The organism is Pseudomonas sp. GW823-FHT04A03 (genome assembly GCF_058796615.1).
The window spans coordinates 91115-103951 of sequence record NZ_JBXAIV010000007.1; the positions used below are offsets into that span (position 1 = coordinate 91115).

The 12837-nt window shown below is 62.9% G+C and carries 10 protein-coding genes; 5 read left to right on the forward strand and 5 right to left on the reverse strand.

Going from position 1 to position 12837, the window contains the following annotated elements:
* Window position 1: 1 nt before the first annotated feature.
* Genes AC1Q9F_RS18535 through AC1Q9F_RS18545 form a run of 3 tightly spaced genes read right to left on the reverse strand, consistent with a single transcriptional unit; the run spans window position 2 to window position 3920 of the window.
* Window positions 2-1036 (reverse strand): GlxA family transcriptional regulator, encoded by a 1035-nt coding sequence (locus AC1Q9F_RS18535; RefSeq protein ID WP_007955907.1) that lies wholly within the window; start codon window positions 1034-1036, stop codon window positions 2-4.
* A gap of 13 nt (window positions 1037-1049) precedes the next feature.
* Window positions 1050-2711 carry a choline dehydrogenase gene (locus tag AC1Q9F_RS18540; RefSeq protein WP_492620589.1) on the reverse strand — a complete coding sequence of 554 codons (1662 nt, stop codon included), beginning with the start codon at window positions 2709-2711 and terminating at the stop codon, window positions 1050-1052.
* A gap of 39 nt (window positions 2712-2750) precedes the next feature.
* Window positions 2751-3920 carry an aromatic ring-hydroxylating oxygenase subunit alpha gene (locus tag AC1Q9F_RS18545; protein WP_492620590.1) on the reverse strand — a complete coding sequence of 390 codons (1170 nt, stop codon included), beginning with the start codon at window positions 3918-3920 and terminating at the stop codon, window positions 2751-2753.
* Between the two features lie 180 nt (window positions 3921-4100).
* On the opposite strand from AC1Q9F_RS18545, the gene AC1Q9F_RS18550 reads away from it, so the two are divergent.
* The 4 genes from AC1Q9F_RS18550 (at window position 4101) to AC1Q9F_RS18565 (ending at window position 8970) form a co-directional block, all read left to right on the forward strand.
* Window positions 4101-4814: a class I SAM-dependent methyltransferase gene (locus AC1Q9F_RS18550; RefSeq protein ID WP_492620591.1), complete on the forward strand. Its 714-nt coding sequence runs from the start codon at window positions 4101-4103 to the stop codon at window positions 4812-4814.
* 109 nt (window positions 4815-4923) lie between these two features.
* The gene (locus AC1Q9F_RS18555) at window positions 4924-5424 is read left to right on the forward strand and encodes a sigma-70 family RNA polymerase sigma factor (protein WP_045121794.1); all 501 of its coding nucleotides are present in this window, start codon (window positions 4924-4926) and stop codon (window positions 5422-5424) included.
* A gap of 40 nt (window positions 5425-5464) precedes the next feature.
* Window positions 5465-6448, forward strand: coding sequence for a FecR family protein (locus AC1Q9F_RS18560; protein ID WP_492620592.1), 984 nt, complete (start codon window positions 5465-5467; stop codon window positions 6446-6448).
* Between the two features lie 98 nt (window positions 6449-6546).
* Window positions 6547-8970, forward strand: a complete 2424-nt coding sequence (locus AC1Q9F_RS18565) for a TonB-dependent siderophore receptor (protein ID WP_492620593.1) — start codon at window positions 6547-6549, stop codon at window positions 8968-8970.
* Between the two features lie 44 nt (window positions 8971-9014).
* On the opposite strand, the gene AC1Q9F_RS18570 is transcribed toward AC1Q9F_RS18565, so the two are convergent.
* Window positions 9015-10166: an MFS transporter gene (locus AC1Q9F_RS18570; RefSeq protein WP_007955928.1), complete on the reverse strand. Its 1152-nt coding sequence runs from the start codon at window positions 10164-10166 to the stop codon at window positions 9015-9017.
* A 136-nt stretch (window positions 10167-10302) separates the two neighbouring features.
* On the opposite strand from AC1Q9F_RS18570, the gene AC1Q9F_RS18575 reads away from it, so the two are divergent.
* A complete protein-coding gene (locus AC1Q9F_RS18575; RefSeq protein WP_492620594.1) occupies window positions 10303-11298 on the forward strand; it encodes a diaminopimelate epimerase in 996 nt (331 codons plus the stop codon).
* A 10-nt stretch (window positions 11299-11308) separates the two neighbouring features.
* Here AC1Q9F_RS18575 and AC1Q9F_RS18580 read toward each other — a convergent pair whose 3' ends face one another.
* Window positions 11309-12805 carry a glucan 1,4-alpha-maltotetraohydrolase domain-containing protein gene (locus tag AC1Q9F_RS18580; protein WP_492620595.1) on the reverse strand — a complete coding sequence of 499 codons (1497 nt, stop codon included), beginning with the start codon at window positions 12803-12805 and terminating at the stop codon, window positions 11309-11311.
* Between the last annotated feature and the right edge of the window lie 32 nt (window positions 12806-12837).

Here is a 12837-nt window from a genome sequence, read left to right on the forward strand (position 1 = left end):
TTCATTCCGGTGACAAATGCGCCTTGCTCAACGGCTGGCGCATCACCGGCGCGCTCCACGCCTGACGCCGATCCTCGCTCGGCGGGCAGCCAAACCGCGCACGGTAAGTGCGGGAGAAATGCTCCAGCGATCCAAACCCCGAACACGCCGCCACCTGGGCCACGCTCATTTGCGTCTGTTGCAACAGGTTATGCGCCCGGGCCAGGCGCAGGGTGATGTAGTACTTGAGCGGCGAGAGCCCGGTCTGATGCTTGAACTGGCGCTCCAGTTGCCGTCGCGACAGGCCGACTTCGCTGGCAATCGCCTCGCAGTCCAGCGGTTCTTCCAGAGCCTTTTCCATCAACTGCACGGCGCGGCGGATCTTGTTGCCGTACATCCCGCTGTTGCCCAAGCCGCCGTCGAGCTGATTGTCCGCCGGGGCGCGCATCTGGCCCATCAACAGGTGCAGGCCGATTTCCCGGGCCAGATCCGCATCGAAACGCTGGCCGATCCAGCCCAGCAGCATGTCGAGAATGGTGGTCGCGCCGGCGCAGGTCAGGCGCTGGCGTTCGAGGGTGTAGAGCTGCGGTCGGGCGCGGACTTTGGGATAACTTTCCTGAAAGCCTTGCAGGTTGTCCCAATGCACCGCCGCTTCGTAGCCGTCGAGCACACCGGCAGCCGCCAGCAATTCAGTGCCGGTTTCCACACCGATCAACACCGCGCCGAACAGCGCCTGCTTGCGCAGCCAACTCTTGAGCGCCGGATTGCGGCTGTGTTGATGCACCTCGAAACTGGCCAGCACCACGCAGGCGTCGAAGGCTTGCTCGTTGTTCAAGCCGTCCTCGGCGATGCTCGCCAGACCGTTGCTGGCCGTCACCGGGCCGGGCTGCAACGACAACAGCGTCCACTCGAACAGCGTGCGCTGGCTCAGCCAGTTGGCGATGGCCAGCGGTTCCAGCACCGCCGCCAGACCGAAATTGGAAAACGCCGGCAGCAACAGCACCGCCACTCGCAGCGGTGCTTCATTGCGCGGTACAGCTTCAGCGGATCGGGTCATCGCCATCTCTGCTTCATCGTTGTTCGGTCTGCCAGTGCGGGTTGATCCACACCGGTACATCGAGGGCTGGCAACGGCGCGAGGTTGCGGATCAGGTCGCTGGCCTTTTCCGCGATCATCACCGTCGGGGCGTTGGTGTTGCCGCTGACGATCACCGGCATGATCGACGCGTCCACCACCCGCAAGCCGTCGAGGCCGTGCACCCGCAGTTGCGGATCGACCACCGCTTCAGGGTCGCGCGCCGGTCCCATTTTGCAGGTGCCGCTGGCATGGTAGCCGGTTTCCGTGACCTGCCGCGCCCAGGCATCGAGTTCGGCGTCGGTCTGCACCGAACGGCCCGGCACCAGCTCTTCACCCTTGAAAGGCGCCATCGCCGGTTGCTCGATGATTTCCCGCACCAGCCGTGCGCCGGCGCGCATGTCGGCACGGTCCTGCGCGGTCTTCAGGTAGTTGAACAGAATCCTTGGCGGCCGCCGGGGTTTGGCACTGTGCAGGGTCACGCTGCCCAGGCTGGTGGGGCGCATCAGGTCGATGTGGATCTGGAACGCGTGGGTCGGCACCAGCTCGACGCTGCCAGGTTGCACGGCCAGCGGCATGAAGGTCAGTTGCAGATCCGGGTGTTCGACGCCGGCCCGTGAACGCAGGAACGCGCCGGCCTCGAAATGATTGCTCGCCGCCAGGCCATCGTGACGGACGAACCAGCGCGCGCCGATCCACCATTTGCCCGGCGCGGTGGTCCAGCGATACAGCGACACCGGTTTTTTGCAGCGAAACTGCACCACCGCGTCCGGGTGATCGTTGAGGCGTTTACCGACGCCTGGCAGATCGTGAATCACGCTGATCCCGAGGTCACGCAATTCTGCCGCCGGGCCCACACCCGAGAGCAACAGCAACTGCGGCGAATTGATCGCCCCGGCCGTCAGCAACACTTCCCGGCGAGCGCGGACGGTGTTCGTTTCGCCGTTCTGTTCATAGTCGATCCCGACCGCTCGCCGGCCCTCGAACAGAATGCGCAGCACCAACGCATCGGTGACCACGCGCACATTGCCCCGAGCCAGTGCTTCGCTGAGATAACCGCGCGAAGTGCTCCAGCGCCGACCGTTGCGTGTGGTGCGATCGACCGGGCCGAAGGCTTCCTGACGATAACCGTTCAAGTCCTCGCTGACGCCATAACCGGCCTCGGCCCCGGCCGCGATGAACGCCGCGCACAACGGTGTTTCGACATCGCCGGGAGTGACGTGCAAATGGCCGCCGGCGCCGCGATAGTCATCGCCACCGTCGGCGTGAGTCTGCGCTCGCTTGAAGTACGGCAGCACTTCGCGATAGCTCCAGCCGGTGCAGCCCTGTTCGGCCCAGCCGTCGTAATCCCGAGCATGGCCACGGATGTAGACCATGCCGTTGATCGACGATGAACCGCCGAGGGTTCGGCCTCTCGGCGTGCCGATCCGGCGGCCGTCGAGATACGGCTCGGGCTCCGACTGATAGCTCCAGTTGTAGCGCGATCCGCCCACCACCAGGCCCACGGCAGACGGCATGTCGATCGTCCAGCTCTTGTCCTCGGGCCCGGCCTCCAGCAGCAGGATGCGCACGTTCGGGTCTTCGCTCAGGCGATTGGCCAACACGCAACCGGCGGAGCCGGCGCCCACGATCAGGTAATCAAACCCGGTTTCGTCCATGGTTTGCTCCGTTCAGACAAATGACGAGGGAAGGGCGGATCAGTCCACGCAATGGCCGTGAATACCGTTGAACACCAGACGATGAAAGTGATGCACCAGATGCTCGCTTTCATTGCTGCGCTGGGCGTCGATCATGTAGCGACCCTGGTCGTAGCCGAGCGAGCGCAGGCCTTTTTGCACCGAGATGTTCAGGGCGATGTCTTCCGGGCCGAGGTCTTCGTTCATCCACTTCATGCACGCGGTGCTGACGGCAGCAGTCTCGGGGTTGCTGGAGTAGTAACCGAAGCGCAGCAGCGAGCGCTCGGCGTCCAGCGGAATCATGATGAACGAGCCGAGAAACTCGGAGAACGGGAAGGTGTAGAAGGTGTTGTTCGGCCACAGGCCGATGTTGAAAAAGCATTCCTGCGGGTTCGGCTCGCTTTTCAGCGGCACGCCATAGGCCTCGGTCGCCGACAGATTGGCCGGTGCAGCGTAGGTCCACCAGTTGTCGCGTTTGATCAACTGGTAACCCTTGAAGTCGATCAGTCGGGCGAGGTCGATGTGGCACGGGCCGGACAGTTTGAAGTGATAGCCCTCAATGGAATTGTCCATGATCACCTTCCAGTTGGCCGGCACGATCACGTCCTGTTCCTCGATCAGGTGCATGTCCGCCAGATCCGGAAACACCCGGCGCATTTCCTCATCAGCACCGGGGAACAGATCCCGCAGCGACGGCGCATTCGGGTCGAGGTTGAAGTAGATGAAACCGCCGAGTTCTTCGGTGCGCACCTGGGGAATGTTGAACTGCGCCAGCTCGAAATTCTTCATCCGCTCGCAACGGGGCGCACCGCGCAGGCTGCCGTCCATCTCGTAGCACCACGAGTGATAGGCGCAGCGCACCACGCCGCCGGTGGTGCCACGGCGTTCCTCGAGCAAGCGATTGCCGCGATGCTGGCAGACATTGTGGAAACCATGGATCTGCCCCTGCCGATTCTTCGCCACCACCACGCTCTGATCGAACAGATCGGTGACCACGAACTGCCCCGGTTCGGCGAACTCGCTGACATGCCCGGCGACATGCCAGGCCTTCATGAAGATGTTGTCGCGCTCGGCACGGAACAGGCTGTCGTCGTAGAAATAACGCGAGGGCAGGGTGAAGGCCTGCTCCGGATCCTGCTGATCCCAGGTGTCGACCGGACTGTGCTGCTTGCGGGTCTGGAAACTGTGCATGAGGCGATCTCCACGGCGTGTTGTTGTGGGATCTAATCTAGGGTGCGGCGCGGGTGTGGGGTTGATGGATTGCGACCAGTTCATGGGCGGAATGATCAATTTCAGGCTGTACCGGGGAGGTCTTGACAGCCCTGCGATAATGAAACTTCACCGTGATCATGATGCAGAGGAAATTTCTCCATGGACAATCAAGCACTCAAGACCCTGTTCGACCAGCAATCCGCCGTCTATGACAAACAGTGGAGCGGCATGGCGCCCCTGCGTGATGCCCTGTATCTGCTGCTGGATTCGGTATTCGCGGGCCTGCCGGAGAATGCCCGGATACTCTGCGTCGGCGTGGGCACCGGTGTGGAAATGGCCCATCTGGCGCAGCAGTTTCCCGGCTGGCGATTCACTGCAGTCGACCCTTCGGGCGCCATGCTCGACGTGTGCCGTCAGCGAGCGAAAGAGGGTGGTTTCATTGACCGCTGCCGGTTTCACGAAGGCTACCTCGATACGATGACGGATGAATCCGGTTACGACGGTGCGACCTGTTTTCTGGTGTCGCAGTTCTTGCTTGACCCTCAGGTTCGTATCGACTTTTTCCGCGAGATTGCCCGTCGTCTGGTGCCGGGTGGGATTCTGGCTAACGCTGATCTCGCCTCGGATACCGAATCTCCGGCCTATGAGGCATTGCTGCGTCACTGGATGACGCTGATGGCATCGGCCCAGGTGCCGGCGGAGATGCTTGAGCGAGCGCGTTTGGCCTATGCCCGGGATGTGGCGATTCTGCCGGCGCCGCAGGTCGCCGGTCTGATCGAGTCGGCCGGGTTCGAGGCGCCGGTCCAGTTCTTTCAGGCGGGTTTGATGCACGGTTGGTTCTGCCCGCGCAAGGCAGAGATTGCCGCGATTTAGAGCGCTGGTGGGAAAGGGGAAAACAGCTTCGTCGGCATTCCCGAGGAATCCATTGCTTCGGCTTAATAGGAAGCATTACTATTCACGCCCCTTTCCTCAGCACGCCGTAATGATCCCCATGCTGCCCCGCAGACCCGGCTTTCTCGAGCATTACGAAGAGTTGATCGGCACCTGGACCCGTCGCCTGCGCAATCGCTCGCAGGCCGAGGATCTGGCGCACGACACCTTTGTGCGGGTGCTCGAATCCGATTCGTCGGCGGTGCAGCAACCCCGGGCGTATTTGCACCAGACCGCGCGCAACATCGCGGTGGACGGCTATCGGCGTGAGGACCGGCGGGGCGCCATGGAGTCGGAGGCGATCGATCTCAGTGAGTCGCCGACCGGCGATCCGGAGCATTACATGCATGCGATCCAGCTGGCCGATTCCATCGAACGCGCGCTCACGGAGCTGCCGGTCAACTGCCGGCGAATTTTCGTCTGGCAGAAGATCGAGGGCCTGACCCAGGCGGAAATCGCCGAACGCCTGGGCCTGTCCAAGAACATGGTGGAAAAGTATATGATCCGCACCCTGCGGCATCTGCGTGATCGCCTGGACGGGGCGCAATCATGAGCCGCGGCGTCTTTTCATCCCCAGCCAAACAGGACATTCCATGATGGATACTCGTGATTGCGCGTGCGGGCAAACAACGGTGCGCGATGACGCGGCACGCTGGTTTGTGCGTTTGCAGGAGCCGGCCGTCAGTGTCGACGAACAGCAGCGCTTCGACGCGTGGCTGAACGAACATCCGCAGCACCGTGACGAATTCCAGTTGCTGCAAGGCTTGTGGACAGCGGCGGATCTGCTGCCTGCGCCACGGCTCAAGGCCCTGTGCGAAACCCCGCCGGCGCGGCGCGAACGTCGTCCGCTGTTGCGTTATGCCGTGGCGGCGAGCGTGGTCGCGGTGGCGCTCGGGCTCGGTCTGTTCAGCGGTCTGAATCACCCACAAGGTTACAGCGCCGAATTCGCCACCGCCCTCGGCGAGCGCAAGCATGTCGCGCTACCGGACGGTTCGGTGATCGACCTCAACAGCCGCAGCCGTCTGCAGGTGCGTTTCGAGAAGGATCGGCGGCTCATCGAGCTGACTGAAGGCGAAGCGATGTTCAGCGTCGAGCACGACACGTCCCGCCCGTTCGTGGTCGAGGCCGGCAGCGGCAAGGTCACGGTGACCGGCACCCGTTTCGATGTGCGCCGCGACGTGACCCAGACCCGGGTCGCGGTTGAGCAGGGCACGGTCAAAGTGCAGGGCCGTGATGCGGCCGATGCCGATTTCATCAGCCTGACTGCCGGCCTCGGCACGCGGATCGATGCCCAGGGCAAAGTGGCGCCGGCCTACGCGGTCAACCCGGCGGAACTGACGGCCTGGCGCAGCGGCAAACTGGTGTTCAACAACGCCAGCCTCAGTGAAGTCGCCGAGGAAGTGTCGCGTTATCGCGACAAGCCGCTGAAAGTCGCCAACCCGGCCGTGGCCAATTTGCGCCTGACCAGCGTATTCAAATCCGACAACACCGATGCCTTGCTCAAGGCCTTGCCGAGCATCCTTCCGGTGGCCGTGCGCACCCTTGCCGATGGCAGCCAGGAAATAATTTCAAAATAAAATTCAGGTTTTTTTCGAGTTCGTCGTCTTCCTGTTCAACTGCAACTGGTTTGCATTAACAGCCGCACACTCTTGCGATCCACAGGACTCCGTTCGACGTGAAAAACTCCACCGCCAAAAACAAAAAATCCCCTTGGTTGCCGCTGGCGCTTGCGCTGGCGGTCAACGCTGCAGTGCCGATGGCCTTCGCCGCCGAAGCCATTCACATCCGCGCCCAGCCGCTGGGTCAGGCCCTGAGCGAACTGGGTCAGCAAACTTCATTGCAGGTGTTTTTCAGCCCGGATCTGGTCGCCGGTAAACAGGCGCCGGCGGTGGACGGCAACCTTTCTCCGGAACAGGCCCTGCGCCAATTGCTGCAAGGCAGCGGTCTGGATTATCAGATCAATGAAGGCTCGGTGACCTTGTCCCCGGCCCCGACTTCCGCCGCCAACGGCCCGCTGGAACTGGGCGTGACCGACATCAAAGTGGTCGGCGACTGGCTCGGCGACGCCAACGCCGCCGTGGTGCAGAACCACCCCGGCGCGCGCACGGTGATCCGCCGCGAAGCGATGGTCGAGCAGGGCGCGATGAACGTCGGCGACGTACTGCGCCGCGTGCCGGGCGTGCAGGTGCAGGAAGCCAACGGCACCGGCGGCAGCGATATTTCGCTGAACGTCGGTGTGCGGGGTTTGACGTCGCGCCTGTCGCCACGCTCCACCGTATTGATCGACGGCGTGCCGGCCGCGTTTGCCCCGTATGGTCAGCCACAACTGTCGATGGCGCCGATTTCTTCCGGCAACCTCGACAGCATCGACGTGGTCCGTGGTGCCGGCTCCGTGCGTTACGGGCCGCAGAACGTCGGCGGCGTGATCAACTTCGTGACCCGCGCGATCCCGGAAAAAACCACCGGTGAAATCGGCACCACCCTGGAAACCTCGCAGCACGGTGGCTGGAAACACATCGACACCGCGTTCCTCGGCGGCACTGCCGACAACGGCATCGGCATGGCGCTGTTGTACTCGGGCGTGAACGGCAACGGTTACCGCGAGCGCAACAACGGCAACGACATCGACGACGTGATCCTCAAGACCCACTGGGCGCCGACCGATCAGGACGATTTCAGCCTCAACTTCCACTACTACGACGCCAGCGCCGACATGCCCGGCGGCCTGACGCAAAAGCAGTACGACGACAAACCGTTCCAGTCCGACCGTGACTACGACGGCTTCAGCGGCCGCCGCAAGGACGTGTCGTTCAAGTGGATCCGGCAGATCGACGAGCGCACCCAGGCGGAAGTGCTGACCTACTACACCGACAGCTTTCGCGGCAGCACCATCGCCGCCCGCGATCAGAAAACCCTCAGCTCGTTCCCGCGCTCCTACTACACGCTGGGCATCGAGCCGCGTGTTTCGCGTGTGTTTGACGTAGGCCCGACCACCCAGGAAGTCAGTGTCGGTTACCGTTATTTGAAAGAGGCGATGCACGAGCAATCGAGCCGCCTGGCGCTGGTCAATAATCAGCCGGTGGTCACCAAGACCTCCGACGGTCATGTGTTCCAGGATCGCACCGGCGGCACCGAGGCCAACTCGGTCTACATCGACAACAAGATCGACGTCGGCAACTGGACCGTGACCCCGGGCATTCGCTTCGAACACATCAGCACCGACTGGCATGATCGCGCTGTGCTCGACACCGCCGGCAAACCCGTCCCCGAGAAAAACCGCAGCATCGAAAGCAACGAGCCGTTGCCGGCCCTGAGCGTGATGTATCACCTGTCCGATGCGTGGAAACTGTTCGCCAACTACGAGACGTCGTTCGGCAGCCTGCAATACTTCCAGCTCGGCCAGGGCGGCTCGGGTGACGAGACCGCCAACGGCCTGGAGCCGGAGAAAGCGAAAACCTACGAAATCGGCACGCGCTACAACGATGACGTGTGGGGCGGGGAGGTGACGCTGTTCTACATCGACTTCGATGACGAACTGCAATACATCAGCAATGACGTAGGCTGGACCAACCTCGGCGCAACCAAGCACCAGGGTATCGAGGCTTCGGTGCACTACGACATGGCGGCGCTCGATCCGCGTCTCGATGGCCTGACCGCCAACGCCGGTTTCACTTATACCCGCGCGACCTATGAAGGCGAGATCCCGGGCTTCAAGGGCCGCGACCTGCCGTTCTACTCGCGTCAGGTGGCCACCGTCGGCCTGCGTTACGACATCAACCGCTGGACCTACAACATCGACGGTTTCGCCCAGTCCAAACAGCGCTCGCCGGGCACCGGCGTGAATGCTGACGGCAGCTTCAATGGCAACTACATCACCGAAGGCACGGCGGACGGGCAGTACGGCGATATTCCGGGGTACGTGACCTGGAACGTGCGTGGCGGCTATGACTTCGGTTCGCAGCTCTCCAACCTGAAGCTCGGCGCCGGTGTGAAGAACATCTTCGACAAGCAGTACTTCACCCGCTCCAGCGACAACAACTCGGGGATCTACGTGGGCACGCCGCGTACGTTCTTCGTGCAGGCCAGCGTTGGGTTCTGATCTGCACGGATTGTTCCCGCGTCTCGACGTGGGAACAATCCGGCTCAGACCTTCAGCGCTTTCCCGCCAATCGCCACTGCCACCAGCAACGTCGCCATCAAACCGAAGGCAAAACTCAGGCTGCTGGCATGGGCGACAAACCCGATCACTGCCGGCCCCGCCAGAATCCCCGCATAACCCAGCGTGGTGATTGCCGGCACCGCGATGCTTTCCGGCATCACCGTCTGTTTGCCCACCGCCGTGTACAGCACCGGCACGATGTTCGAACAGCCGGCGCCGACCAGCGCATAACCGAGTAGCGCGGCTTGCCAGCTCGGGGCGAAGGTCGCCAGAAACAGTCCCGCCGCCGCCAGCAGACCGCCAAACAGAATGATCCGGGTCGCACCCAATGCGCGGACGATCCGGTCACCGGTCAGACGGCCGGCCGTCATGGTCAACGCGAACGCTGCGTAACCCAGTCCCGCATAGGCGGTGTCGATCCCGCGTTCCTGGGCCAGGAACACCGCGCTCCAGTCCAGCGCCGCGCCTTCGGTGAGGAACACGATGAAGCACATGCCGCCGATGAACAGCACGATCCCGTGGGGCACTGCGAACGCAGGGCCCGAGCTTTCACTGCCGTAAGGCAGCATGTGCGGCACCGCCTTGAACAGCGCCGCGATCAGCACCACGACCACCACCAGCATCGCCGCCAGTGGCGACAGCCCGAGACCGAGCAGGGCGCTCACGCCTGCCGCGCCGACGATCCCACCGAGGCTGAACAGGCCGTGAAACCCCGACATCATGTTCTTGCCGCTGGCCCGCTCGACGATCACCGCTTGCAGGTTCACCGTCGAATCCACCGTGCCGAGCCCGGCGCCGAACATGAACAACGTGGCGATCAGCGCCGGAATCGACGACACCGTCGCCAGCAACGGCAACGCTGCACAGATCAGCAGCGTGCCGCCGGTGGCCACCTTCCGGCAGCCAAACCGGGTGGCCAGAATCCCCGCCAGCGGCATCGCCAGAATCGAGCCGACGCCCAAGCACAGCAACAGCAACCCCAACGTGCCTTCATCGAGACCGGCGCGCGCCTTGGCGTACGGCACCAGCGGCGCCCACGCGGCGATGCCGAGCCCGGCGATGAAGAAAGCGATGCGCGTGGACATCTGTTCGAGGCGTCCGGGAACGAACGTGTCTTGAGGGGTGAGGCTGGTCATAACGATCCTTGGCAAAAAACGATTCAGCAGCGGACATCCTTGCACAGCTCTTTCGCTGGAGCGAGCCCGCTCGCGTCTGCAGGGCGTTGCGATTTACAGTGGCGCCCCTGTCGACGGGAAAAACAAGGGCGGGCTCATGACGCAGTTCTACGATGCACGAGGCAATATCTACGGAGTCGTTTCGCCCCAGGCGCTGCGCGATGCCGGGATCGAATTACCGACGGGCGCCGCGCAGTGCGCGCTGTCGCGACAGGCGTGGAGCGCTGCTGCCATCTCGCTGTGCTGCGATTGGCCCGAAGGTCGGCGCCCCGCCGGCAGAAAGTCCCACCGCAGCGATGGCCTGCTGATCGGCCCGTTTCAATCCGCGCCGCCCTTTGATCTGCTGATCGTCAACACCGACGGCACGCTGGCCGAGCGCAGCGGCAACGGCCTGACGATTTTCTCCCAGTCGTTGCTTGAACAGGGGCTGATGCCGCAGGAGGGGGCGACGTTGCGGGTGCATCACGATAAACAGGACGCGCAATCGCCCGTGCCGACCTCGGTCAAACCGGGGCAGGTGGCGGGCGTGCAGGGCTTCTGGCTGGACCTTGGCCAGCCCGGTTTCGGCCCGGCAGCGGTCGGTGCGCTCGGCGTTGAACCGGTGCCGTTTGACGGTGTGGAGGTCAGCCGTGTTCGACCGCTGGCACAACTCGATCCTGCCTGGGCGCACAGCCAGTTCGTGCGTATCGGCAATCCGCATTGCGTGACGCTGGTACAGGATGAGGCCGCATTGCCAAGCAACGCGCAGATGCTTGAATCGCCGCTGACGGACCGTCTGACCGCCATCGCCTACGCCATGCCCGTCGGTGCCGGCCAGCCGTGCCCGGCCGGGGTCAACCTGCAATGGGCGACGCGCGCCGGTGATCAACGCATCGTGGCGAGGGTGTTCGAACGGGGCGAGGGGCCGACCGCTTCCTCGGGCACCAGCGCCAGTGCGGTGGCGAGTGCGGCGTGGCGGGTGGGTTGGGTGTCAGCGGGAGAGGTGCAGGTGGTGATGCCCGGCGGAACCGCGCCGATCCTGCTGGAGGAGCGCGTCGGAGAACTGACTGGCGTGCGTCTGTTCGGCACCGCCGTGCGCGACGAAAATAGCTGAAACCTCGAGATCAGAAGCGCCCTACAGTGTCGGCTACGGCGCCGCTGGTGAGCGCGTTATTCGCGCCGGCCTGCCAATACACCGCTGTCGGAGTCTGGCCCCGTACGATGCATTTCCACTCGAGCTTTTGCTGGCCTGGCACCTCAACGGTAGTGCTCCAGCGGTTATTGGCGAGTGTCAGTGCCAGTGCATGTTGTGGATCCCACGCTCCGAACTCAAGCGATGAACCCGCTGCATAGACGCTTTCGCCCGGTTGCGGATTGGCATTGTCGCAATGCACGTTGACTGCAACTGTCGCCGGTTCAACAGGGCTGTTCCAGATGCGGATATCGCCGTTATCCCAGGTCAATGTCGGCGTGCCCAGACCCTGTGGCAGCTGCTGCAGATCGGATTTCAACGCTATGACCAGCGTCCCGCGTACGCCCGACGTGGTGGCGACCAGTCCCGAATACGCGGTGTTGAAGCGAATCGGCGAATCCGCTCGGATACCGGCGGCCTGGCGCAGCTTGATCAATTGCCGGATCAGTTGGTCACGCTGCCAGTCGTACATGTGCGGCCAGTACACGGTCGGCGTGCCCGGACTGCCGAGGATGTAGGCGTAAGCCAGATTGAGCAGTGGATCGGGCAGCGCCCAATGGTGTTGACCGCCGTAGGCGCCGGGAGAAGGGCCAGTGTCGTGATTGTCGACGAAGGTCACGGCGACTGCGCGCCACGCAGGATCCGGATTGCCATTCAAACCGTGGCGCCACTCGGCGATCGAGCCGTTCTGCATGCGCTCCTTGAGGGCAAAGTCGAACACCGTGCAGTGCGAACGATCCGACCAGTCCTTGAGCACATCCTGCCAGCTCGCACTGCGTCGCCAGTCGCCCTGAGGGTATTCGTTTGGGCCTTTCCAGTTTTCGCCGACGCAGAATTGCTGGTTGCCGAAGGCGTTCATCCAGCGATCCACGGTTTCCGGTGCATAACCACGGACGAAGTCAAAGCGCAGACCCTGAGCCCCGTAGTTGTCACGCAGATTGATGAATTCTTTTTTGAAGGCGTCGAAGACTGTCGGATTGGCGGTGTTCAGGTCAGCTGCGCCATCCATGAACGGGTCACCTTCATCACATTGCATGCAGTCTTGTCGCCATTCGTTGCTCCCTCTCGGAAACATTGAGTAGACCGCTTTATCGCTCATGTGATTGGGCACGACGTCGTAGACGACTTTCACGCCCGCGCTATTGAGCGCCAGCACCGCTTGTTTGAGTTGCTGGTCGCTGCCGTAACGGCCGTTCTTGTCGAAGCTGTTCCAGAAGTATCCTTCACCGCCGCCGGCAGCCGTGGGTGTATTCCACTGCGAGGAATCGGTCCACTGCGGTGGCATCCAGATCAGCGTGAAGCCGTCGTTGCCAATGGCCGTCGCCTGTTGCGCAAGTACCGAATACCAGGGCGTTTGATTACGGCTTGAGTTCCAGTGAAAGCCTTGCAAGAGGATCTCTTCACCGCTGCCGTTGCGAACGGCGGCCATTGCCGCTGTCGTCGTGGCGAAGGCCAGACAGA